We start from the raw sequence: 22,844 nt of genomic DNA on the forward strand, positions 1-22,844 counted from the left end.
TGTATTGTATTTTTGCTTATCCAAGTGCTTTGAGTGCGTATTTCTCACCTAGCTCATACGCCTTTTTATTGACTTCTTGCACTTTAGCGGGGACTTTTTCTAGCATTGTGTGAAATACAAGGTCTCTATCCACGCATTTTGTCATTGTTACGGTGATTGCTAATGCCACGACTGATTGTGTTACGACATTTCCCACTTCTTCTTTAGCAATGCTAATGATTGGAATCTCATAGATTCTATATTTTTTCTTATCCTCATCACTTGGATGCACGAGATTAGATTCTACCACGATGATTCCGCCTTCTTTGACACCACTTTTAAACTGCTCGTAGCTCACTTGTGCGGTTGAGAGCATAAAGTCAATTTCACCCTCATCGGCATAAGGATATAAAATCTCATCGCCATCAAGTAAAATATCCACCTTAGTAGGACCACCACGCACTTGAGAAGTATAAGTAGAAGCCTTCACGCCAAAGCCTTTATCTTTAATCTTTGCCTCCGCGAGAATCTCCCCCGCAAGTAGCACACCTTGACCGCCCACACCTGTAAAACGAAGTTGATGTTCCATTTTAATGTCCTCCTTGAGCTTGCGCTTTTTTAATGACTTCATCATAAGCCTTGCAGTATTCCATTTTTCCTGTTTCGTGCTTTAACACACCTGTTGGAAATTTGTCTATTTTTTCCTCATCGCTAAGCGTGTCGTATTTATTTTTAGGGACAATGCGAGATTCTATCCACTCAAGCATTTTGGTTGCATCGCCCATTTTGTTTTTACGCCCAAGATTGATGTGGCAGTTACTATGCACTTCAAAGAAGCTAAAGCCCTCGTGTGCGAAGCCCTCAACAAAAAGTTTCTCTAACTTTTTAGGCGTTAAAATGCTCTCTCTCCCTACAAAAGTCGCACCAGCAGACATCGCAAGCTCGCAAGGATTAAACGAATTGTCAATGTTACCGTATTGCGCTGTAACCGTCCAAAAGCCTTTTGGCGTAGTTGGCGAGGTTTGTGAGTTTGTGAGCCCATAGATAAAGTTGTTAATCAACACGAGGTTAATGTCAATATTGCGCCTGCACGCGTGAATGGTGTGATTCCCACCAATCGCCATAGAATCGCCATCACCAGAGATGACAATGACCTTTTTATCAGGGTTTGCAAGTTTAATCCCCGTAGCATACGCTAGTGTCCTGCCGTGTGTAGTATGCACGGTGTTACAATTCACATAAGATGAGAATCTCCCGCTACAACCAATTCCACTGACGATACACACATCGTCCATTTTCCACCCAAGTGAATCAATCGCCCTAATCACAGACTTTAGCACTACTCCATCTCCACAGCCCCAGCACCATAGTGTGGGCATTTTGTCCATTCGTAAGTATTCTTCGTAATTAAATGCCATTTTACAACTCCTGTATTTTTTTGATGATTTCGCTAGGAGATATGCTCCTGCCGTTTGCTTTGCCTAAAAAGGCTACTTTGCGACATAAAATGCGCTCAATTTCTTCGAGGTATTGTCCTTTGTTTAACTCGACTACGAGGATTTTTTGCACTTTTTTACCTAGAGATTCTAGCTGTTTGCGTGGGCTAGGCCAAATTGTGATAGGGCGGAACATTCCCACTTTTTTGCCCTCTTTGCGAAGTTTGTTAATTGCTTCACGCACAGATAATGACACTGAGCCATACGCAATAATCGCTATTTCAGCGTCATTGAGTTCATATTCCTCGCATTCTACGATGTCATCGACATTGTTTTGAATCTTGCTAAAAAGTCTATCGATGAGGTTTTGTGAGAGTTTTTCATCTTCTGTTGGGAATCCTGTTGGTCCGTGATGAAGCCCCGTAATGTGGTAGCGATACCCCTTAAAGAACGGATTAAGCACCGCAGGCTTGCCATCTTGCACTCCATAAGGTTTGTAGTCTTTAGGGTCGCCCTTGAATTGCTCTCTATTGACGACTATCTTTTTAACCTCTTCTAAATCAGGGATAAATGCCTTTCCGTGCATATGCCCGATAGTCTCATCAAGGAGCAAAAACACAGGCGTCATATATTTTTCTGCAAGGTTAAACGCCCGCACGGTTTGTGTATAAGCCTCGCTTAGATTCCCAACGGCAATGGCAATGGAGCAAAAATCTCCGTGGCTTGGAGCTTTTGCTTGATTTATATCACCTTGTGAAACGCGTGTAGGCAATCCTGTGGATGGACCACCGCGCATCACATCAACCACTACTAATGGAATCTCAGCCATAAAGCCATAGCCAATTTGCTCGGCTTTAAGTGAAATGCCCGGACCAGAAGTCGCTGTCATCGCCTTTTTACCACTCATCGCTGCTCCCAAAGCTACGGAAATACCAGCGATTTCATCTTCCATTTGGATAAACTTGCCTCCCCTTTTTGGTAAAAGCACACTCATTTCGTGTGCAATCTCTGATGAGGGCGTGATTGGATAGCCCCCAAAAAAACTACAACCCACATCTATTGCAGCTGTTGCTGCTAATTCATTTCCGCCTGTAATGACCTCTCGCATTCTTTCTCCTTACCTTTAATCTACAAGCATAAACTTGTTGTCTTTTACGCGTTGAGCGCGTTCCTTAGCTTCTGCGCTTGGTTTAGCGAATTTAAACTCACCTTTAGCCGCCACAAAAATTGCAAAATCAGGGCAATGCAACTCACATTCATAGCACCCGATACAACTCTCAGGGTGCGCTACCGTGATGATTTTACCTAAAATTCGCTCATCATCTTTACGCATTCCTAGCACACCACTTGGACACAAAGATACGCATATATCGCACGCCTTGCACCTTGTCTCATCTACCCAAACCGGAGTATTTTCCGGAGCTTGTTTTACACCCATTTTTTATCCTTTCCTTCTAAATGTATTTAACAATGTTTATATATTATTGTATTTTCTTAAAATATAGGTTATTTTTACAAAAAAAGCTAAAAAGTTAAAAAAATAGTTACATTGTGTGTCATTTTTACGAGAGAAATTCGGCGATTTTAGAGAATCTTTGCTATTTTTACACAATCTTAAACAAAATTGCCCTATAATCCAAAATCTGTTTTTAAAATTTAAACTTAAAAAAGGAGATTGCAATGAGTTCTCAATCAAAATCAAACGCATTAAAGGTGTATTACGACAAGGATTGCGATTTAGCCCTTATCCAAAAGAAAAAAGTCGCAATCATCGGCTTTGGCTCGCAAGGACACGCCCACGCGGAAAATCTGCGCGATAGCGGCGTAGAGGTGATAATCGGGCTGTATAAAGGCGGCAAAAGCTGGGAAAAGGCTAAGGCAAAGGGCTTTACCGTGCTAGAAGTGCCTGAAGCAACCAAAAAAGCGGATATTATAATGATTTTAATCCCTGATGAGTTGCAAGCTGATGTCTTTGCCCGCGACATTGCGCCACATTTAAGCGAGGATAAAATCATCGCTTTTGGGCACGGATTTAACATTCACTTCGGGCAAATCACTGCACCAAAAGGCATAGGAATCATAATGGTAGCTCCAAAAGCTCCCGGACACACGGTGCGAAGCGAATTTGTCGCTGGTGGGGGGATTCCTGATTTAATCGCGGTGGAGCAAGACACCTCAAAAGGCGATGCCAAAGCAATCGCGCTAAGCTATGCGTGCGCTATCGGTGGCGGGCGAAGCGGTATCATCGAGACGACATTCAAAGATGAAACCGAGACAGATTTATTTGGCGAACAAGCTGTGCTATGCGGGGGCGTAACGAGCCTTGTCAAAGCGGGATTTGAGACATTAGTAGAGGCTGGCTACCCTGAAGAAATGGCGTATTTTGAGTGCTTGCACGAGCTAAAACTCATTGTGGATTTAATCTATCAAGGCGGGCTAGCGGATATGCGCTACTCTATCTCAAACACCGCAGAGTATGGCGATATGGTAAGCGGACCACGCGTAATCAACGAGCAATCTAAGCAGGCGATGAAAGAGATTTTGAGCGAAATCCAAAACGGACGCTTTGCTAAAGACTTTATCTTAGAGCGCAAGGCTGGCTATGCGCGAATGAATGCCGAGCGCAAAAACTTGGCAAATCATAGAATCGAGCGTGTGGGTGAAAAACTCCGCGCAATGATGCCTTGGATAGGCAAAGGCAAACTCATCAATAAAGAGAAAAATTAAGAGTTTATTTTGTCTCTTTGGTTTGTCCATAAAAGCAAAGAGACAAAAAGTTTATTTGCTCACTAAAGCGCAAGAGCAATGAAGATTTGGAATCTCTTTATCGTTCTTGTTGCAAATGACGCAAGACAAGAAAAATCCCTAAACACACAATACCTAAAATTATCGCATAAAAGCTTGCTTTGTGATACTCTGCGCCTAGCGTGGCATTATAAATTGCTAGTGAAATAGTCTCACTTCTGCCAATGATATTTTCCCCGATTAGGAGTGTAATCCCCACTTCATCAATCGAGCGGGCAAACCCTAAAAATAATAAACTAATGAGTGTTTTATAAATACAGGGGAGACTTACAAAAATAAAAGTGTAGATTTTGCCTTTGCCAAGTGTGTAGGCAATGCTTTCTAAATCTCTAATCCTACCACCCAGCACAGATTCTATAGGTTTAACAACAAGCGGTAATCCAGCGATAAAACTCGCCAATACTACCGCTTCAAAACTAAAAAGTAAGTCTAAAAAGCCAAATATGCCATTTTGTCCAAGCAATAAAAGCAAAAAAATATCCAATCGCAATAGGAGGAAACACCAAAGGTAAGGTAACCACAATATCCACAACGCTAACAATTACACCTTTTGTGCGACTTAAAATAACCCAAGCCCCACCCCAAAGACAAGATAAAGTAGCACACAAATCGCGCCAACTTTGAGACTCAACCAAAATGGCGCATAATCAATGCTCTCCAAAAGATTATAATCCATATTTTGCAAAAATTGCTTTTGCTTCTTCGTTTGTGCTTACAAACTCAATAAATGCGCCAAGCTCCTTATTTTTGGATTTTTGCAAAGTCGCAATGCTAATGTTGATAGGCGAATAGAGACTAGAATCTATCTCAATCATTGTGTCTAGCTTGTCTTTAGAAGCTAGATAATCACTGATGTTAATAAAGCCCACTTCCACGCTTCCATCGATAAGATATGTGCTTACTTGTGGCACGGTAGCAAGAAATAAAAGCTTAGATTCCAATTTCTCATAAAGTTTTGCATTTTGGAGAAACTCCACTGCGACAATGCCATAAATCGCCTTTTTGGCATCAGGCAGAGCGATTTGCTTAAATTTGCTCAAATCCTCTAGCTTTTTTAATCTAGCCTTTTTGCTCCCTACCAGCACAAGTTTGCCATTGCCTATGGGTATTGGTGTATTGACTTTAAGTTTAGAATGCTCAATAAACCGCCCATCACCCAAAATCGCACCAATTTTGCCACTTTGCTTTGCTTGCTCGATAACTTGCTGTAAGTTGCCATAAGTGTGCAAAACTTTTTTGCCACTTTTAGCTTCATAGAGATTTGCCACTTCTTCTAGTGACTTTTATATCCAGCACCTGCAGCGATAAGCACCTCTGCTTGTGTAACACTAAATCCCAATAAAAACGCTAAAATTACCTTGAATTTCATCTCCACTCCTTGAATTATATTAAATCTCATATTTTATATCCAAAAAAAAATACTATCACATTTACAACTTTGGCTAAAATTTGTAGCTTATCTCCATACAAAACTGCCTGCTAAGTTCATAAATAGGCACATTTAAAATATCGTAATTTATAAATCGTGGCATCTTTAGTAAAAATTTAAATGAGTTTTTGTGTGTATTGCCTCACTTCGTTATCGACATAAGCTATATCTTCATAACTCATAAGCCCCAATGAGCTTACATTGCTAAATTTTTGTAACGCAGATTCTATTATTTTGACAATGTTGCCAAAAGTGATTTTTTCTTGTAAGAACGCATTAACAGCGATTTCATTGCTTGCATTGAGCACTATGCCTAGCTTTGGTGAGCTTAATAACTCATCTTTTAATCTCCATAGTGGATAACGCGCTGTGTCAATCCCTCTAAGCGCAATGTTGCAAAACTTCGTCATATCAAATGGTGCGATAAGCCCAAGATTGCGTGCTTTGGTAGAATCTAGCGCATACGCAATGGGGAGTTTCATATCAGCCACGCTTAAATGCGCGCTAAGAGAGCCATCAATAAACTCAACCAATGCGTGGATAAGTGAGCTTTGTTCAATGTAGGCGTCAATTTCTCGCACACCAAAAAGCCAAAATGTTTCAAGCACTTCAAAAAGTTTGTTTGCCATTGTCGCACTATCAATAGTTATCTTTTGCCCCATTTTCCAATTTGGGTGCTTGAGTGCAGATTGCAGGCTTGCATTTGGAAGTTCCATAAGAGGCATATCGCGCAATGCACCGCCACTTGCTGTGATAATAAGTCGTTTAAGTGTTTGAGAATCTTTATCGCGCAATAAGTAGCTAAGCCCAAAATGCTCGCTATCAATGGGCGTAATAGTATAACCACCAAAAAGCCAGCCCCCACTCACTAGACTTTCTTTATTGGCGAGGGCAAGTTTTTTGCCACATTGCTTTGTTTTAAGGCTTGGGGCTAGCCCAGCAAATCCCACAATGGCGTTTAGCACAAGGTTTGATTGGCTTGATTCTATCATTTCTATAATGCCACTTGTCCCATAAAAAACCTCAATATTATGTTGTTTTATAAGGGCTGTATTAAGTTTGTCCCTATCTTTGGAATCTGCTATACAGATTTTTTGTGGTGTGTATTCTTTGATTTGGGTGTTTAGTAGTGCGATATTACGCCCAGCACTTAGAGATTCTATCTTTATGTCAAAGGATTTTGCCACACTAAGCGCATTCACCCCAATAGAACCTGTGCTACCAAGAATGATAAGGCTTTGTGTAGTGTTGTTGGTTGTTGGCGTCATAGTATTAAGAGAATCTGTGCTCTATACTTCAAATAATGAGAGTAAAAAAAGCATCGTAATACCGCCAAACAGCACAGCATCAAGTCTATCAAGCACACCGCCGTGTCCGGGGAATATATTACCACTATCTTTCATCTCTGCTTCCCGCTTCAAATAACTCTCAAATAAATCACCAAACACACTGCTAATAGCGATAAGAAACGCATATAGCACAGAGAGGAAAAAATGTGGCGTGAATCCTATGAGTAAAAAACTCCCAATAATTCCGCCTGTAAAAATACCAACGACTACGCCCTCAATGGTTTTTTTAGGAGAGGTTGGACAAAATGGCGTCTTACCAAACGCCTTGCCCCCAAAATACGCCGCACTATCTGTGCAAGCTACAATGACAATGAGGGAAACAAGACCAAGCCTATCGTGCTGTGCATAAAGTGCTAAAAGTGCCAAAAATGGGAGTGTAGGGTAAATAAAAGGGCAAAAAACTTTTGGTGTAATGCTTTTGGTATAAGCAAGGTAACTCGCATAAATCATTAGCACAATAAGTGCTGGGTAAAATACACCACTTATATTATCACTTTGTTCAATGTAAAGATACGCTCCAATCCAAATCGCCACGCTAGCAAGGTAAAAATGCAACGCAGATTCTACTTTATATAAGCGAAGTGCCTCATAAATAGATACGACAAAAAGCACACCCAAAGTAAGCCAAACAATAAAAATGCTATTTATGGTAAAAATTATCACCAAAGCAAGAATCAAAATGCCAGCCGTAAGCACGCGAGTCTTGTGTTCGGGACTAAATAAAGTGTTAAGAAAGTTTTTTAGCATATTTTTCCTTATAGGCAAAACTACATTTATGTGAGTTATGTGGCGTTAATACCTCGTTGGATTATAGCAAAAAATTTTATGTTTGTAAAAAAGTAAGAAAATTTTGCTAGAATAAGGGATTTTTTAAAAAATACTTCAAATTTAAAGAGGTTGCAAATGGTAGAGAATAAGAAACCTATATCGTTTATGCTGATGTTAGGGTTGTTGCTTTGGGCGGTTTTTGGTTTAGGTGTAGGATTTGGTGCTACAAATAAGGAGCAAAATCGTCTTGATGCGTATAAAAAATTACGCAAGGTCATTAGTGAAATTGAAGATGAATATGTCGATGAAATGCGCATTGATGAAATCGTGGATAAAGCGATTGTAGGGTTATTAAAGAATCTTGATGCACATTCAAGTTTTCTTAACAAAAAGCAATTTGATGATTTAAAAACCCAAACAGATGGTGAGTTTGGCGGACTTGGAATCACACTTGGTATGAAAGATGGTGCGCTTACTATCATTGCTCCTATTGACAATACTCCAGCGTATAAAGCGGGGCTAAAAAGCGGAGATGTGATTTTAAAGATAAATGAAGAAAGCACTCTTGATATGACTATCGATGAGGCGGTGGCTCTAATGCGAGGCAAACCGCGAACAAAGATTGAGCTTACCATCGTGCGTAATGGAGAGAACAAACCACTTGTTTATAGCATTGTCCGCGATATTATCCGCGTAGATTCTGTAAAGGTTAAAAAAATACAAGGCACAAAATATGCCTATGTGCGTGTAAATTCGTTTGATAGAAATGTAACGATGAATGTGCGCAACGGGCTTAAAATGCTGGGTAAAGTTGATGGGATTGTGCTTGATTTACGCTCAAATCCCGGAGGGTTACTCAACCAAGCAGTAGATTTATCAAGGCTTTTTATCAAAAGCGGAGTGATTGTCTCTCAAAAAGGGCGTAAAAAAAGTGAAAATGTTGAGTTTAAAGCAAGCGGGAGTGCATTGTATGCTGATGTACCACTTGTTGTGCTTATCAACGGAGGAAGTGCGAGCGCAAGTGAGATTGTCGCTGGAGCGTTGCAAGACCATAAAAGAGCTCTTTTAGTCGGCGAGCAGAGCTTTGGTAAAGGAAGCGTGCAGGCTGTGAAGCAAATTGACGCAGGGGAGGCTATTAAACTTACTATTGCAAAGTATTATCTTCCAAGCGGGCGCACGATACAGGCGACAGGATTAGAACCTGATGTGGTCGTTTATCCGGGTAGTGTGCCAGAGAATGAAAACAACTTCTCTCTTAAAGAAGCAGACTTAAAGCGACATTTAAAGGGTGAATTAGAAAAAATCAAAGACGAAAAGCAAAATGCCAAAACAACAAACACAGAATCCAAAAATACCCAAGATTCAAAAGAAATAAGCAACAAAGATGTAACCCAAGAAGACATTTATAAAGACATTCAGTTAAAAACAGGTATTGATATGCTTCGTGCGTGGGCGGTGCTTAAAAAATAACAAGCAAAATGTAAGGAGTAGAGATGAATAAACAACAAATGCTGTATGAAGGAAAAGGGAAAAAGCTTTTTGCTACGGATAATCCAAATGAAGTCATCACGGAGTTTAAAGATGATTTAACTGCGTATAACGCACAAAAAAAGGGGAGTGAGAAAGGTAAGGGCGCACTAAATTGTAAAATCAGCACGGCACTTTTTGAACTTTTAGAATCTAAGGGGATTCCCACACATTTTATTAAAATGATTGATGAGAGCAATATGTTATGCAAAAAGGCGCGGATTATCCCTATCGAAGTGGTTGTGCGCAATGTCGCAGCTGGTTCATTATCTAAGCGTTTGGGGATTTTAGAGGGGGAGTGTTTGCCATTTGCGCTTGTGGAGTTTTTTTACAAAGATGATGCGCTTGGCGACCCACTTATCAATGATGAACATTGCAAACTTCTTAATATCAGCACAAGAGAGGAAAATGAATTTTTGCGAGAACAAGCACGCAAGATAAATGAGATTCTCAAAGATTTTTTTATCGCCAAAGATTTGCGCCTCATTGATTTTAAGCTTGAATTTGGTAGAGATAGTAGCGGAAATATTTTGCTTTGCGATGAGATAAGCCCTGATAATTGTCGATTTTGGGATAGGCAAAGCAACCAAAAACTTGATAAAGATAGATTCCGTGAGGGCATTGGAGAAGTCAAAGTCGCGTATGAGGAAGTTTTACGCCGTATTTTACGCTAGGGGAGAATATGCGTATAAAAGCTATTGTAACATTAAAAAGTGGTGTGTTAGACCCGCAGGCTAAGGCAATTTATCACGCGTTGCACGCACAGGGATTTGAAAGTGTGGAGGGTGTGAAACTCGCACGACAAATCACCCTTACTTTAAAAACCAACGATAAAACCCAAGCATTAAGCGAAGCAAAGCAAATGTGTGAGAGTTTGCTTGCAAATATGGTGATTGAAGAATATTGCGTGCAAGAATGCGATTCACAAGAATAGAACTCATAAAATACAATTTGGAGAATGAGCGATGAAAATGTATGCGGAGAGCAAAAAGAACAACACACATAAGGCATTATAAATGAGTGTGGTAATCTTGCAATTCCCCGGCACAAACTGCGAACAAGATGTCGCCTACGCGTATAAAAGCCTCAAAGAAAATGTAAAAATCATTTGGCATAAATGCGAGAATCTCCCAGATGAGACCACACTTGTAGTTGTTCCCGGTGGTTTTAGCTATGGAGATTATTTGCGTAGTGGCGCGATAGCACGATTTAGTCCTATAATGCGTGCGGTGGAGCGATTTGCTAAAGAAGGTGGTTATGTGCTTGGCATTTGTAATGGCTTTCAGATTCTCTGTGAAGCTGGGTTGTTGCCCGGTGCATTGAAACGCAACGAAAATTTACATTTTATCCATCAATGGCAAGATTTGCGTGTATGTGCTAATGACAATGCGTTTTTGTGTGATTACACGCTAGATAGCGTTATTTCGCTACCTATCGCCCACGCCGATGGCTCATATTATATTGATGAGGTGAGCGCACAGGCATTAGAGCAAAACAATCAAATTTTATTGCGCTACCAAAGCAATATAAATGGCTCTATTGGCTGCATCGCTGGAGTGTGCAATGAGAGCAAAAATGTCTTTGGGCTGATGCCTCACCCTGAGCGTGCGATAGAATCTGTGCTCGGCGGAGTAGATGGTTTAGCGATGTTAAAGGCATTGTGTGAAAATGCCAATACACTTCATCACATAGGCTAGAATCTAAAAGGGAGAATGCAAATGAGAGAGCAGTTTTTAAGGATTATGTGTTTTGTGCTACTTGTTTGTGGAGTGGCATTGAGTCAAGAAGACGAAGAGAATGAAGTATATGAGCGTCCAAAAATCGTGTATGTGAATGTGGTTTCTGCTCCACAAGAAGACGAAGAGTTTTATGTCGGGCAGGAAGTGCGGGTTACTTATGAGATTTCACTCCTTGCAGGAGCGAAGCTTAGAAGTGCGAAATTTAGTAGTGCATATAGCGGAAAGTTAGAGCTTAGAAATAAGCCAAATTGGGAAAATCTAGGCAACAATACTTTAAGCGCGACTTATGTTTTTAAGATTCTTTCGCGCAATGCTAGTATCCCAGCAATGCTTGTAAATGCCATTAGTGCTGATGAAAGCTATGAGGAGAGTGTGAGTGCAAATCAAATACAAATTAAAACTACTGACTTACGCTCAAACGCGAGATACACGGGCGTGCTTGGGAGTGATTTCAAAGTCTTATGGCATAAAGAAAAGGCAAGCACAAATGAAAATATTGTCATTTTTGAGTTTGAGGTCAAAAGCCCCAATGCAGAAGATTTGTATTTTAAAAATATTAAGAATCAAGGCTTTGATGAGCTAAATACTATTGATGGCGTAGCTCGCGGGATTTATTATGTGTTGTTACCAAAGGAGCAAAGCGAGCTTAACTTTGAATACTTTAACCTTAATACTGCGCGATTTGAGGCGGTGAGATTCCCTATCAATGCTACTGATGAAATAGTAACAACCCAAAGCGAACTCGCCCCAAAGATTGGCTCAGTATTTTTTAAGCGCATAGCACTTGGTTTAATGGCAGCGTTATTTATAGGGCTTTATTTTTGGCGTAATTATAAAGTTTTTGTGTTTCTTGGGGCGATTTTTATCGGTATGATAATTTATGATGTCGTGCTTAATAGCGATTTTGGCACGGTGGAATCAGGGGCACAACTAAGCATTGTGCCAATGAAAAACTCCACTATTATAAGAGTTATAGAATCTTCCACTCCAGCACAGATATTAGGAGAGAGGGCAGCAGTGATTGATGGAGAAAGTGTGATGTTTTATAAAGTGCTTATCGATGATGAGCAAGTAGGTTGGGTGCGGGGTGAGTATGTCATCAAAAAATAACGACTTATCATTGCTTCAAAAAATATGGGCAACGATTAAAGGGATTTTTGCCACATTGATTATTTTAGGATATTTGCCATTTATTATCGTGCAAATTTACTTTTTGCGACACAAAGACAATGGTAAAAAAGCGCGTTTAAAATGTTGGGTATTTTTCACTCTAAATGGTTTTAAGGTTGAGCGGGTAGGGGAGTTTGATGAGAGTGCGCAACTCATTATGCTTAATCACCAAAGCGTGGGGGATATTATATTTTTAGAGAGTTCTCACCCTAAAAATATTTGTTGGATAGCAAAGAAACAGCTTGGTGAAGTTCCATTTTATGGTTATGCGCTTACGCTCCCTGAAATGATTTTAATAGATAGACAGGATAAAAGTGGCACATTGCATTTGCTCAAAGAAGTAAAGAGTCGTTTAGCACAGGGGCGACCTATTGTCATTTTCCCTGAGGGCACGCGTGGTAGAGGAAATGAAAAACTCCTACCATTTAAGCAGGGTGCGAAAATTATCGCGCAAAAATTCAAGCTAAAGATTCAGCCAATTTTACTCATTAACTCACGCAAAATGTATGATACCTCGCCTGTGCGCTCTTTGAGTGATACTGCTCGTATCGTTATGCTTGATGCTTTTATGCCTGATTTTACTGATGAGAAATGGTATGAGAATCTTGAAAAACTAATGAATGAGGAATATGCTAAACACTACGCACAAATGAACCCATAATATTTAAACCCACAAGCACAAAGCTAGCGCACGCTACGAGGATAATGCTCGCGCCACTTGAGAGATTAAGCGCGTAAGATAATGCCAAGCCTATCAAACAAAATCCCGCGCTTAAAATGCACGAGAGAAGCATTATCCCGCCCAAAGTCCGCGCAAATCGCTCCGCGATAAAGCAGGGAATCCCAAGCAATGCAAGCACCAAAATAAGCCCCACCACGCGCATAGCCACCACCACGCAAAGCGCGATAGCACACACCAAGACTAAATGCAAAATCTCCGTTTTTATGCCCTTTAGCCCTGCAAACTCGCTATCAAAGCTCATCGATTCAAACTGCCGATAAAACGCGATAGCAATGCCAACAAACAGCACATCACACACGCCCATAATCGCCAAATCTTCCCCACTAATCGCCAAAATATTGCCAAATAAATAGCTCATCAAATCCCCGCCAAAATCGCTACTCTTATCCACCAAAATAATCCCAAACGCCATACCAAACGCCCAAATCACGGCGATTACATTATCGCTTCTATGCGGATAGGCTTTGCTAAGATATGCCACGATAATGGCTAAAAATAGCGCGAACATCGCCGTGCTAGCAAACATAGCAACGCCACTAAGCCCTAGATAAAATCCAAGTCCGATTCCCCCAAAAGCCCCGTGCGTAATGCCTCCCGCTAGTGAAAAGAGCCGATTTATCATCACTAGAGAGCCGATAATCCCACACGCCACACTTACCAAAAACGCGCCAAAAATGGCATTTTGCATAAAGTTAAAAGAGAGAATTTCAAACATTTGCGCCCTTTAGATTTTGCGCCTTTTGCACGCGTTGCAATGCACTTTTATGCGTGCGGATAGGATTTTGATTTTGTTGCACCTTTTGCGGATTTTGTCGCCACTCTAGCGTGCGATTAAGCGTTGCGACTTTGTTTGCGTATTTACTTGCCAAATCCACATCGTGGCTAATGAGTAAAATCCCCACACCGCGTTTATGCAAAGAATCTAAAAGTGAAAAAATCGCCTCCGCGCTTTGCTTATCCACACTCGCACTTGGCTCATCTAAGATTAGTAGTTTGCACTCCCCCACCAAAGCCCGCGCGATAAAGACTCTTTGCCGTTGCCCCCCGCTTAAATCATTGAGATTTCTATCCCAAAGATTTGCGATTCCCACAAGCGAGAGAGCATTTCGTGCTTTGTCTTTGTCGCGTTTGGGTGTAAAGCCAAAGGTTCTGCTTCCCACAAGCCCCATAGTAATGCAATCAATGGCGCGAATCGCAAAGTTTGGATTTGCCTGCGTGATTTGTGGGACATAGCCCATTTGCGTAGTTTTGACATAGCGCGTTATGTGTGGATTTTGCGGGTGCAAAATACCTAAGATTAGCCTTATTAGCGTGGATTTCCCCCCCGCCATTTGCCCCTGTAATCGCCAAAAAATCGCCACTAAAAAAGCGCAAGTTGATATGTTCTAGCACGGGCGGTTGATTCGCACTATACGCAAAGTCCAAATTTTCTATCCTAAAAAGCTCCATAACATTACCTCAAAAATTGCGAAATCTCATACCCAAAATCCACGCCATTTTAAAATTTAAATTTTAAAACACGCCAGATTTTGCGTTTGCAAACATAAAAATCCCCACACAAAGCATTCCACAAAGCGCGAAGTATTCTAACGCACGAGAGATTTTTTCACTTTTCGCACTTAACCGCACCTTATGCGCAAAAATCGCAGATACAAACACCACCGAGCTCATTCCAATCGCAATGCAAAGCGCACTTAAAAACGCGCTAAAAAAGCTCACTTCAAAGCATAGCAAAAGCACAACAATCATACTCGGGCAAGGCACGATTCCCGCTGCGATTATAATGCCCCATTTGGCAAAATCAATCTCAATGTTTGAACATATAGATTGCATAGCATTCAGCGCGTTTGCAAGCGTAGAATGCGAATGTGTCGCATTGTTCTTATGAAGCGCGTTTGAGTTAAGCGCGTGATTTTGGCAGGACGCACACCCGCAAGTATGCGCGTGTTTGCCACGCATTTTTCGCACGAGTAAAATTAACGCCACCGCGATGATTATCGCGCTTGAAATCTGCGTGATAATCGCATTTGCCTCATTTGCGAGGCTTTGCACCACGATTTTTAAGACAAAAAGCCCAAGCCCCACAAGCACAAACGCGCTTACAATATGCACGATTCCTACGCGCAGGGCAAACCCAAACGCCTTTGCATAAGAGCCTTTGTGCGCTAAAAAATACGAGCTAGTCAGCAACTTTGCGTGTCCGGGCGCAACGGCGTGCAAAATGCCATAAAGCAAACTTAACGCCATTAAGCCCAAAATCCCAAATACGCTTTTTTCGCCCGCGTTTTCGCCAACAATGTGGGATTTTATGGTGGAGAGCATTTTGGCATTGAGCGCAACTATGCCCTGCCATAAAGCACTTAAAAACGCCTTGCTAGAATCTTTTATGTTTTGCAGACTAGAATGTGGGGGGAGATTTTGCATAGTTTCAGAATTTAAATCGCTAGATTTTGCTTTTTGAAAATCCTCTAAATCCTCGCTTAAATCCTCATTCAAATCGCTCGCATTTTTTGCCTCAAAAATGATAAGGTTTGCATTTGCATTGCCCACCAAAATCCGCTCCCCTAGCGCAATGTCGCGTGGCAAAAATTGAAACGCAAAAAAATCCCCCTCATCTTGGACTTGCACGGCAAGTCGCTTAGATATGTCAAAATCAGAATTTAAAACGACTTCATAGCGATAGATAAGCCTCTCATCGCGCATAAAGATTTCATTATGTTGCACGCGAAATTTGACACGCTCTAGATTCTCATTGTTTGGATTTTCTCGCAGGATTTGGGTTAGGTTATTTTTTGGCAGGGCATAGCTTGTAAGCGCGTTTTTTATGGCGTTTAGCTCGCTTTTTTCAAGCACATTATTTGCGTTTGCATCATAAGTATGCAGTAGCGTTTGGGTAAATTCGCGCTCAAATTCCCATTCAAGCGCGATAGAGCTTTGCGCGTTATGCTTGCTAATATTAAGCACGGTTACAAGCACATTTGGGATATAGGCTTGGCACAGCGCACAGGCATAGATTTGCGCTATGCTAAGCGCGACAAAAAGGCAAAATCCAAACAAAACTCGCATTTGCTAGCCTTACTCTACGCCTTATTCTTGCTCTGCGATTTTTTGCGCGATTTTTTGCGCTATGTGGAGCATTTGCTTGTCCCACTCATCGCTTAGATGATTGATTTGTGCGACATTTGCGTCTAACTCTTTGGCAAGAGTTTTAGCGGATTTTTGGGCAAATCCAGCCTGCACAAAAATCGTGCGGATTTGCTCTTTTTTAGCTAGATGTATTAGGGCTTGTAAATCCCTTGCCTTAGGTTCTTTGCCGAGAATCTCCACAGGGATTTGAGTGAGATTATACCGCAAAGCAAAGTAGCTTAGGCTTGGGTGATAGATGATAAATTTTTTGTGCTTACTTTGGGAGAGGATTTGTGTGATTTGGGTGTGTAAGCTATCTAATTCTTTTTCAAAATCCGCGAGATTTTGCGCGTAAAACTTCGCATTTTGCGGGTAGAGCTTGCATAAAGTTTTGGCGATATTTTGGGCGATTGTTTTTACCAAAATCGGGTCAAGCCAAATATGCGGGTCTTTGCGTGAATGTGCGTGCAAATCGTGCGAATGCGTATTAGATTTGTGCGCGTGAGAATCCCCGTGTGAATGCGCGTGCGCTTTGTCGCTAGATTTGTGCGAATCGTGATTATGCTCGTGCGTATCGCTCATCTTTGCTATGTCCTCGCTTATATCCACGATTTTTATGTCCTTAAATTTTTGTGCCAAAATCGCTTCGATTTCTAGCCCGATAGTGAAATACACCGCGCTTTTTTGCAGGTTTGCCACCACGCTAGGCTTAAAATCTAGCGTGTGTTCATCGCTATTTGGCGGGATTATGAGGTTTATATCCACGCTATTTTTAGCGATTTTTTGCACAAAATAGCCCACAGGCGCGATACTCACCGAGATTATGGGCTTTTGTGCGTTGAAGTCTTTTGCGCTTGCTACATTGAAGCACAATGCTAGCGTGCAAAACGCCACTATGCCTCCACGCAAGATTTTGCTAAATCTATATTTTTTCATCGTTGTTCCTTATGTTGATTTTGCGTTGAAATTTGCGTTTAAATTTTAAAATCTCCACTGCATATACGCCTTGCCAAAGGAGCGATTGAGCGTATGAGCGACTCCATCGTGCGCGTGTGTATCAAGCATATACACGGCCAGTCCTCCGATTTCAAAGCCGCCAGCGAATTCATATCGCAATCCTAGCGAAAACGCGCTCTGTGTTTTTGCGCTGCTTGTGCTATCTCGCCCCATAATTTCTAAGCCAAATCGCCTTTGTGCGCCAAATCGCGCCCCCACAAAGCCATAGTAAGTGTTTGTATGCGCGTCATAAGCGTTTGTCGTATGGCTACCGCTATGCAATGCACCAGGGCGTATCACGCCAAATCCCTGCCCCTCGTGCGCTTCAAAGCGCGAAGTGGTTTCGATATTTGCCAGCTCAAACACCTTGCTACCAATATGCTGAAATCCTAGCCCAAAGTAGAGCAAATCTTTGTAGAGAAACTCTTGCTCTAAGAGCGCGAAATAAGTATCGCCTCGATTATCCGTATCTAAGTGTCCGTGTCCGTCCTCGTGGTTGTGGTTATGCTCGCCACCTGCTTCGTTATGATTATGCCCTGCGTGGATTCGCGCATAATTTGAATACAAAAACGCCCCGTGTGCGATAGTCTTGCTCCGCCATTTTGTGCCACTTACATTGCCATTAAAATCCCCGCCAAAGCCAATATCTAGCACAAATTTGCTCCCATACACGCTAAAAAAATGCGTCAAATAATACGCATAAGGCTCGATATGAAAGCGCGTATTTTGGCTTAAGGCGAGGGAGAGATTTACCCCGCCAGCGAAAAGATTTTCTTTTGGGTAGAGGTGCTTATAAAAGTCAAAATCCGAGCTAAATTCGCGCGTAATGTCTGCGTGCTCATTTACCCAGATTCCATAGATTTGGGCAGAATGTGGATTTGTGCCTGTGCTAAATGGGAGCGTTACGCGTCCAAACACGCCCTGCAATGAATGCCCCACCCACTCTAATTCTTGCTCAAATCGCCCCGCTAGCACTTCGACACTTGCGCGGTTAAAATCTTTGATATAGCCCAAATACGCGTTGTTTGCGACAAAATTTGAATTGATATAAGTGTAGGCGTTTGCCCTGTCGCTATAAAAAGGCGAATACGCCACCGCACCCACGCCCACTTGCAAGCCACTTAATCCGTTATGCGCGTTTGCAAAGGGGGTTGCGCGAAGCAAAAGGCGTGAGTAAAGCATCGCGTAGTTGTCTTTGTTTGCGTTGTCGCTTTTGCTCGCAAGGGCAGAGGATTTGCCAAAGATTCCCACTTTTGCGCTTAGACTAGCAAAATCGCTTTGCTTTGAATGCTCGTGCTCGTGGAGTTCGTAAGTATGCAAATAATCGCGCTTGGTGGCGTGGGAATCCCCGTGATTTGCTTGCGTGGCGTGCGAATTTGTGTGGGGATTATGCGCGTGCGAATGGCTAGAATCTGCATTAAAATCGTGGGAGTGAGAATGTCCATTTTGTAAGTTATGCGCGTGCGAATGCTCGTGTGAGTCGCTGTGAGAATGCGCTTTGTGTTGATTATCGCGGATTTCGTCTGTGTTTTGTGCGCTGCTTTGCGTGGTTGGCGTATGTTGATTTTGCGCTGTTTTGTTTGCATTGTCTGCATACAGGGCATTTGCGCTAGTGAGAAACGCACAAAGACAAAGTGCCTTTAGCGTTAGATTTTGTGTGCGTTGCATTTGGCTTTGTGATATGGTGTGTGTTTGCAAGTCATTAAATGGTGTATCATTACGCGTCTTTGTTTGTAGTTTGAAATCCTGCATTGTAAGTCCTTTTTCACCTTTTTGGTGGTTTTTTAAAATTTAAACGGCGGATTATAACACTTTTTTGCTTAAATGCAACTTAGTTGCTTTATAAAAATAAAGTTGCTTAAGAATTAACAAAAAATCAAACCAAAAGTGATAAATGATAGGTAAAAATAGGTTAAGATGTGCGATTAGAAGTTGGCACATACATACAAGCCAAAATCCACATAGCACTTAAGGCAATAAATGACAACGCAATTAGCACACTCTTTTTCTCATTCGCACACGCCTAGTGAATGTGCTAATTCTGCCATTTTTGATAGCGCGTTGCTAAGCGCATTGCAAGCCCAAAATCTATATTTTGCAAATTGTGATTATAAAGAATTAGTGGAGTTTATGAAGCGCGAAAAAATCGAGGTGGATTGTATTTTAACCGACCCGCCGTATAATATTTCGCGCAAAAATAACTTCACCACGATGGGCAGAGCGGGGATAGATTTTGGCAAATGGGATTATGGGTTTAATCAAAGCGAATGGATAAAGGAATGTGTGCCGTTGCTAAGAAATGGCGGAAGCATAATCATCTTTAATGATTGGAAAAATCTCACCTGCATTGTGGAAGCGTTAGAATCAAGCGGTTGCGTAGTCAAAGATTTACTCCGTTGGGAAAAATCAAACCCTATGCCTAGAAATGTCAATGCAAGGTATGTGGTGGATTTTGAATGCGCGATTTGGGCTGTGAAAGGTAAAAAGCGTTGGGTGTTTAATAAACCAAAAGATACGCCCTATCTTAAAGGCGCGTTTAAAGCTCCCATAATCACGGGGGGGGGGAAATAAACGCCTACACCCCACGCAAAAATCCCTAAAAGTTTTTGAGGAAATCCTCTCAATCCACACAAACCAAAATCAACTCGTTTTTGACCCATTTAGTGGCTCTGCCACGACTGCAATCGCGTGTTTGAATGCAAATCGCGCATTTATCGGCTGCGAGATTGATAAAGACTACTACACAAAGGCGCAAAATCGCATTTGCAATGCTTTGCAAAACATTGAAAAACAATGCAAGAAAAAACTTCACTCAAAATGCAATGACGAAACAAAGGGTGGGCAATGATACTCTCACCCTTAAATTATGTAGGCAACAAAGCGAGAATCTTAAAATCGCTACTGCCACTTTTTCCGCAACAAATCACAAACTTTGTAGATGTATTTTGTGGCAGCGGGATTGTCGGGCTAAATGCAAAATCTAAAAATTTGATTCTAAACGACAAAGAAACGCGCATTATCGACTTACTTCGCTATTTTCAGCGCAACTCACTAGAATCGATTTTGTGCGTTTTAACGCAAAGGGCGATTACAATGTGCCTGTGGGGAAAAGCGATTTTTCAGCATTTCAGCAAAATAAATGCGAGGCTTTTATAAACGCATTGCAAAATCCACATATTACGCTATTAAACTTAGATTTTAGAGATAGTGCGTTGTATCAAAATGGTGAGTTTTTGGATAATTTTTTTTATTTCGACCCGCCGTATTTAATCACACAAGCCCCGTATAATGCTCTTTGGAGCGAAAATGACGAAAAGGATTTATATGCGATTTTAGATTCTCTAAATTCTCAAAATAAAAAATTCGCGCTCTCAAATGTCCTTGAATCTAATGGCAAACGCAATGGCTTGCTTAAACAATGGAGCGCGAAATACCACATACATTTTATCAAACGCGATTATGCAAACGCAAACTATCATCGCAAAAATCTTGGCAAAAGTATTGAAGTTGTAATCACAAATTATATGTCAAATTACAATGGAGAATCTTTATGAAATATAAAGTATTTTCCTTTAGCACCACGATTAGAAATCCTAAGCGAAATGTGGAGTTTTTGCACGCTTTAAGGCGATTTAATGGTTTTGTATTTGACGCTAAAATCGCCAAACTTTGCTTTGAAGAATTTGTCAAAAACGGAATCTATACGCTAAGTAATATCTCAAATGAAATCAAAGATAAATTAGAAAATGAAATCGAGCTCAATGATTCAGAATTTAAAAAACTTTTGGCGTTAAATCCACATATTGCTACATTAAAAAAAATTGTATTTCGTATAAAGACACATTTGCAAGCCCTTGAATCGCAGGGTTTTATTATGCTTTTGGGTGATAAAAAATGCAAAGCGATAAGTTTGACAAAATTTGCCTTTGATTTGCTTGAGCGAAAATCTAGCCCTACAAATATTTATGCAAAGATTATGATTGGCTGGCATACAAATAATCCCACAAGACCAGAAATAGCGAACAAAGCCCGCCCATTTTTAAATACGATTTTTGTGATTGATAGCTTGAAAAAAGAATGGGGAAAATTAGGCAATGAATCAAAGGGAATCTTAAAACACGAATTTAAAAGCTTTGTGCTTGGAATGAAAGATTGTGATTATGCAAAATGCGTGAGCGAGATTTTGGCATATCGCAAAATCTATGGTTTGGAGGAAAACAAAGAATATATCACGCAATATTTGTTTGAAAAGCAGGGCTTAGAGCGCGTAAGCTATGCTACGCTCAATGACTATGCCGATGAGGTGTTTAGAAAGTTTGAAATGAGCGGATTGCTTATAGCGCGAGGCGTGGCACAGTATATTTATTATGATTTTTCACACTTTGAGGGGGCAAAAATTCAGGCTTTATTGCAAACATATAAGGGTTATGATTGCTTAGATTTTACAAGTGTGCAGGAATATATCGCGTTTTTAGAGAGTGTAAATCTCCCGTGGATTCAAAATGAAGCGGTGCGAAAATCCGTAGTAGCACAAAAGGCAAAAAGCCTTAATGTGAGCGTGAATACAAGCGAATTTGAGAATCTAGACGCGCTTGAATCGCGATTAAATCAAGCATTTTATACAAAATCTTTGCAAAGCAAAATCGAAAAAAGCGAGATTGCAAACTTGCTAAATGAACTGCGGATTTTAGCTAGTGCAAAAGAAAGTCAATCTAATGATTTTAAAAATATCCCTGAATCGTTGCGTTTGGAATATTTACTCGCCCTTATTTTAGGCAAAAAATATGGGCTTAATAATTTGCAATCCAATTTGATTTATAATGAAAATGGTGAGCCACTATCTTACGCACCTGCTGGCAAGGCGGATTTAGTCTATGAAAATTGTAACTTTGAAGCCACAATGATAAAAAATCGCAATCAACAGCTAAATAGCGAAACTACGAGCATAGCACGGCATTTGTATGAATCCCAAAAGCAAAGCAGTGTAGAACAAAGAGCTGTGCTTATCGCGCCATATATCCACTTTGATGTCGCGCTATTTTTTAAATTCTGCGCCAAAGAGTTTGAGAGCAAACTCGCACCCATAACATTAAAGAATTTTATCGAGTTAGTAGAATCTAGCGCGACTTTTGGCGAGTTTAAGCGCAATTTTGATGCGCTGTTTGTAGAGAGACTTTTGCGCGAAAAAACGGATAGTTACATTGATAGCGTGAATGCTAGGGCGTAGATGATTTTTGCGCAAAATTTATGCGAAATTGCACGCTAAAATCGCATAAGCAAAATCCAAATTTGCTATAATGTGCTTAAAAAATGCCAAACGCGTAACGCTTAAAGCGCGAGAAATGCGCGAACGCACAAAACTATAATAAGGCAAAAGAGGCAAAAAATGGATTCTATCTCATTGCTAAAACAAAACCATATCGCTATCACGGATTTGCGATTAGAAATGCTAGAGATTTTGCGTAAATCGGCTAAGCCACTTAGCTTTGATGAGTTTGACTTAGACGCAAATAAAACGACTTTTTATCGCAATATGGAGCTTTTTGAGGAAAGGGGCGTGGTGGTAAAGACCAATTTAGAGCGCAAAAGCTACTACGAGCTAGCGCAAGATGCTAAAGCGCACTTTGTGTGTGATGTCTGCCACAAAATCACGGATTTTGACTTGCCTAAGGGTGCAAAAGCACAAGGCAGGGTAAAATCCGTAGTCGCACACGGAATCTGCAATGAGTGTGAGTAGTTAGATAACTCTCCTGCCTACTCACGCACTTTTATCAAGCA

The 22,844-nt window shown here is 41.0% G+C and carries 25 protein-coding genes and 1 pseudogene; 12 read left to right on the forward strand and 14 right to left on the reverse strand.

The features are described from left to right. Positions 1 to 16 precede the first annotated feature (16 nt). Genes ACWIWK_RS07495 through ACWIWK_RS07510 form a run of 4 tightly spaced genes read right to left on the reverse strand, consistent with a single transcriptional unit; the run spans position 17 to position 2,853 of the window. Complete coding sequence (locus ACWIWK_RS07495) at positions 17 to 568, reverse strand: 2-oxoacid:acceptor oxidoreductase family protein (RefSeq protein ID WP_454152177.1); 552 nt, start codon at positions 566 to 568, stop codon at positions 17 to 19. A gap of 1 nt (position 569) precedes the next feature. Continuing rightward, complete coding sequence (locus ACWIWK_RS07500; protein ID WP_454152178.1) at positions 570 to 1,397, reverse strand: 2-oxoglutarate ferredoxin oxidoreductase subunit beta; 828 nt, start codon at positions 1,395 to 1,397, stop codon at positions 570 to 572. Position 1,398: 1 nt separating this feature from the next. Next, the gene (locus tag ACWIWK_RS07505; RefSeq protein WP_454152179.1) at positions 1,399 to 2,523 is read right to left on the reverse strand and encodes a 2-oxoglutarate synthase subunit alpha; all 1,125 of its coding nucleotides are present in this window, start codon (positions 2,521 to 2,523) and stop codon (positions 1,399 to 1,401) included. A 15-nt stretch (positions 2,524 to 2,538) separates the two neighbouring features. Beyond that, complete coding sequence (locus ACWIWK_RS07510) at positions 2,539 to 2,853, reverse strand: 4Fe-4S binding protein (RefSeq protein ID WP_454152180.1); 315 nt, start codon at positions 2,851 to 2,853, stop codon at positions 2,539 to 2,541. Positions 2,854 to 3,095: 242 nt separating this feature from the next. Between ACWIWK_RS07510 and ilvC the strand changes: the two genes are divergently transcribed. After that, the gene (ilvC, locus tag ACWIWK_RS07515; RefSeq protein ID WP_454152181.1) at positions 3,096 to 4,142 is read left to right on the forward strand and encodes a ketol-acid reductoisomerase; all 1,047 of its coding nucleotides are present in this window, start codon (positions 3,096 to 3,098) and stop codon (positions 4,140 to 4,142) included. A 97-nt stretch (positions 4,143 to 4,239) separates the two neighbouring features. On the opposite strand, the gene ACWIWK_RS07520 is transcribed toward ilvC, so the two are convergent. The 4 genes from ACWIWK_RS07520 to ACWIWK_RS07535 form a co-directional block, all read right to left on the reverse strand. Continuing rightward, a complete protein-coding gene (locus tag ACWIWK_RS07520; protein ID WP_454152182.1) occupies positions 4,240 to 4,761 on the reverse strand; it encodes a molybdate ABC transporter permease subunit in 522 nt (173 codons plus the stop codon). A 124-nt stretch (positions 4,762 to 4,885) separates the two neighbouring features. Further along, entirely contained in the window at positions 4,886 to 5,488 is a 603-nt protein-coding gene (gene modA / locus ACWIWK_RS07525; RefSeq protein ID WP_454152183.1) for a molybdate ABC transporter substrate-binding protein, read from the reverse strand. A gap of 277 nt (positions 5,489 to 5,765) precedes the next feature. Continuing rightward, complete coding sequence (gene dxr / locus ACWIWK_RS07530; protein ID WP_454152184.1) at positions 5,766 to 6,917, reverse strand: 1-deoxy-D-xylulose-5-phosphate reductoisomerase; 1,152 nt, start codon at positions 6,915 to 6,917, stop codon at positions 5,766 to 5,768. 21 nt (positions 6,918 to 6,938) lie between these two features. Continuing rightward, the gene (locus ACWIWK_RS07535) at positions 6,939 to 7,745 is read right to left on the reverse strand and encodes a phosphatidate cytidylyltransferase (protein ID WP_454152185.1); all 807 of its coding nucleotides are present in this window, start codon (positions 7,743 to 7,745) and stop codon (positions 6,939 to 6,941) included. A gap of 156 nt (positions 7,746 to 7,901) precedes the next feature. Between ACWIWK_RS07535 and ACWIWK_RS07540 the strand changes: the two genes are divergently transcribed. The 6 genes from ACWIWK_RS07540 (at position 7,902) to ACWIWK_RS07565 (ending at position 12,863) form a co-directional block, all read left to right on the forward strand. Next, on the forward strand, positions 7,902 to 9,236 hold the full coding sequence (locus ACWIWK_RS07540) for a S41 family peptidase (protein ID WP_454152186.1): 1,335 nt from the start codon (positions 7,902 to 7,904) through the stop codon (positions 9,234 to 9,236). Positions 9,237 to 9,259: 23 nt separating this feature from the next. Next, positions 9,260 to 9,967, forward strand: a complete 708-nt coding sequence (gene purC, locus ACWIWK_RS07545) for a phosphoribosylaminoimidazolesuccinocarboxamide synthase (RefSeq protein ID WP_454152187.1) — start codon at positions 9,260 to 9,262, stop codon at positions 9,965 to 9,967. 8 nt (positions 9,968 to 9,975) lie between these two features. Further along, positions 9,976 to 10,227 (forward strand): phosphoribosylformylglycinamidine synthase subunit PurS, encoded by a 252-nt coding sequence (purS, locus tag ACWIWK_RS07550; RefSeq protein ID WP_454152188.1) that lies wholly within the window; start codon positions 9,976 to 9,978, stop codon positions 10,225 to 10,227. Between the two features lie 82 nt (positions 10,228 to 10,309). Then, a complete protein-coding gene (gene purQ / locus ACWIWK_RS07555; protein WP_454152189.1) occupies positions 10,310 to 10,990 on the forward strand; it encodes a phosphoribosylformylglycinamidine synthase subunit PurQ in 681 nt (226 codons plus the stop codon). A 21-nt stretch (positions 10,991 to 11,011) separates the two neighbouring features. Continuing rightward, positions 11,012 to 12,142 carry an SH3 domain-containing protein gene (locus tag ACWIWK_RS07560; protein WP_454152190.1) on the forward strand — a complete coding sequence of 377 codons (1,131 nt, stop codon included), beginning with the start codon at positions 11,012 to 11,014 and terminating at the stop codon, positions 12,140 to 12,142. Continuing rightward, complete coding sequence (locus tag ACWIWK_RS07565; RefSeq protein WP_454152191.1) at positions 12,126 to 12,863, forward strand: 1-acylglycerol-3-phosphate O-acyltransferase; 738 nt, start codon at positions 12,126 to 12,128, stop codon at positions 12,861 to 12,863. Before ACWIWK_RS07560 ends, ACWIWK_RS07565 begins: the two co-directional genes overlap by 17 nt. Here ACWIWK_RS07565 and ACWIWK_RS07570 read toward each other — a convergent pair. The 6 genes from ACWIWK_RS07570 to ACWIWK_RS07595 all read right to left on the reverse strand — a co-directional run bounded on the left by ACWIWK_RS07570 (position 12,835) and on the right by ACWIWK_RS07595 (position 18,818). Next, positions 12,835 to 13,659, reverse strand: a complete 825-nt coding sequence (locus ACWIWK_RS07570) for a metal ABC transporter permease (RefSeq protein WP_454152192.1) — start codon at positions 13,657 to 13,659, stop codon at positions 12,835 to 12,837. The genes ACWIWK_RS07565 and ACWIWK_RS07570 overlap by 29 nt on opposite strands. Continuing rightward, the gene (locus tag ACWIWK_RS07575) at positions 13,652 to 14,230 is read right to left on the reverse strand and encodes a metal ABC transporter ATP-binding protein (protein ID WP_454152193.1); all 579 of its coding nucleotides are present in this window, start codon (positions 14,228 to 14,230) and stop codon (positions 13,652 to 13,654) included. The genes ACWIWK_RS07570 and ACWIWK_RS07575 overlap by 8 nt, the downstream gene beginning before the upstream one ends. Continuing rightward, complete coding sequence (locus tag ACWIWK_RS07580; protein WP_454152194.1) at positions 14,124 to 14,393, reverse strand: hypothetical protein; 270 nt, start codon at positions 14,391 to 14,393, stop codon at positions 14,124 to 14,126. The genes ACWIWK_RS07575 and ACWIWK_RS07580 overlap by 107 nt, the downstream gene beginning before the upstream one ends. 63 nt (positions 14,394 to 14,456) lie before the next feature. After that, a complete protein-coding gene (locus ACWIWK_RS07585; protein ID WP_454152195.1) occupies positions 14,457 to 16,010 on the reverse strand; it encodes a nickel/cobalt transporter in 1,554 nt (517 codons plus the stop codon). A gap of 21 nt (positions 16,011 to 16,031) precedes the next feature. Further along, a complete protein-coding gene (locus tag ACWIWK_RS07590; RefSeq protein WP_454152196.1) occupies positions 16,032 to 17,006 on the reverse strand; it encodes a metal ABC transporter solute-binding protein, Zn/Mn family in 975 nt (324 codons plus the stop codon). Positions 17,007 to 17,051: 45 nt separating this feature from the next. After that, the gene (locus ACWIWK_RS07595; protein WP_454152197.1) at positions 17,052 to 18,818 is read right to left on the reverse strand and encodes a hypothetical protein; all 1,767 of its coding nucleotides are present in this window, start codon (positions 18,816 to 18,818) and stop codon (positions 17,052 to 17,054) included. A 378-nt stretch (positions 18,819 to 19,196) separates the two neighbouring features. On the opposite strand from ACWIWK_RS07595, the pseudogene ACWIWK_RS07600 reads away from it, so the two are divergent. From ACWIWK_RS07600 to ACWIWK_RS07620, 5 genes and pseudogenes are all read left to right on the forward strand, one after another. After that, a pseudogene (locus ACWIWK_RS07600) lies at positions 19,197 to 19,830 on the forward strand (DNA-methyltransferase); the annotation flags it as partial. An 80-nt stretch (positions 19,831 to 19,910) separates the two neighbouring features. Further along, entirely contained in the window at positions 19,911 to 20,222 is a 312-nt protein-coding gene (locus ACWIWK_RS07605; RefSeq protein ID WP_454152198.1) for a DNA adenine methylase, read from the forward strand. Next, complete coding sequence (locus ACWIWK_RS07610; RefSeq protein ID WP_454152199.1) at positions 20,162 to 20,620, forward strand: DNA adenine methylase; 459 nt, start codon at positions 20,162 to 20,164, stop codon at positions 20,618 to 20,620. Before ACWIWK_RS07605 ends, ACWIWK_RS07610 begins: the two co-directional genes overlap by 61 nt. Further along, a complete protein-coding gene (locus ACWIWK_RS07615; protein ID WP_454152200.1) occupies positions 20,617 to 22,293 on the forward strand; it encodes an AlwI family type II restriction endonuclease in 1,677 nt (558 codons plus the stop codon). Before ACWIWK_RS07610 ends, ACWIWK_RS07615 begins: the two co-directional genes overlap by 4 nt. 159 nt (positions 22,294 to 22,452) lie before the next feature. Further along, the gene (locus ACWIWK_RS07620) at positions 22,453 to 22,803 is read left to right on the forward strand and encodes a Fur family transcriptional regulator (protein WP_454152201.1); all 351 of its coding nucleotides are present in this window, start codon (positions 22,453 to 22,455) and stop codon (positions 22,801 to 22,803) included. Positions 22,804 to 22,844 lie beyond the last annotated feature (41 nt).

The organism is Helicobacter sp. 23-1048, assembly GCF_053654545.1.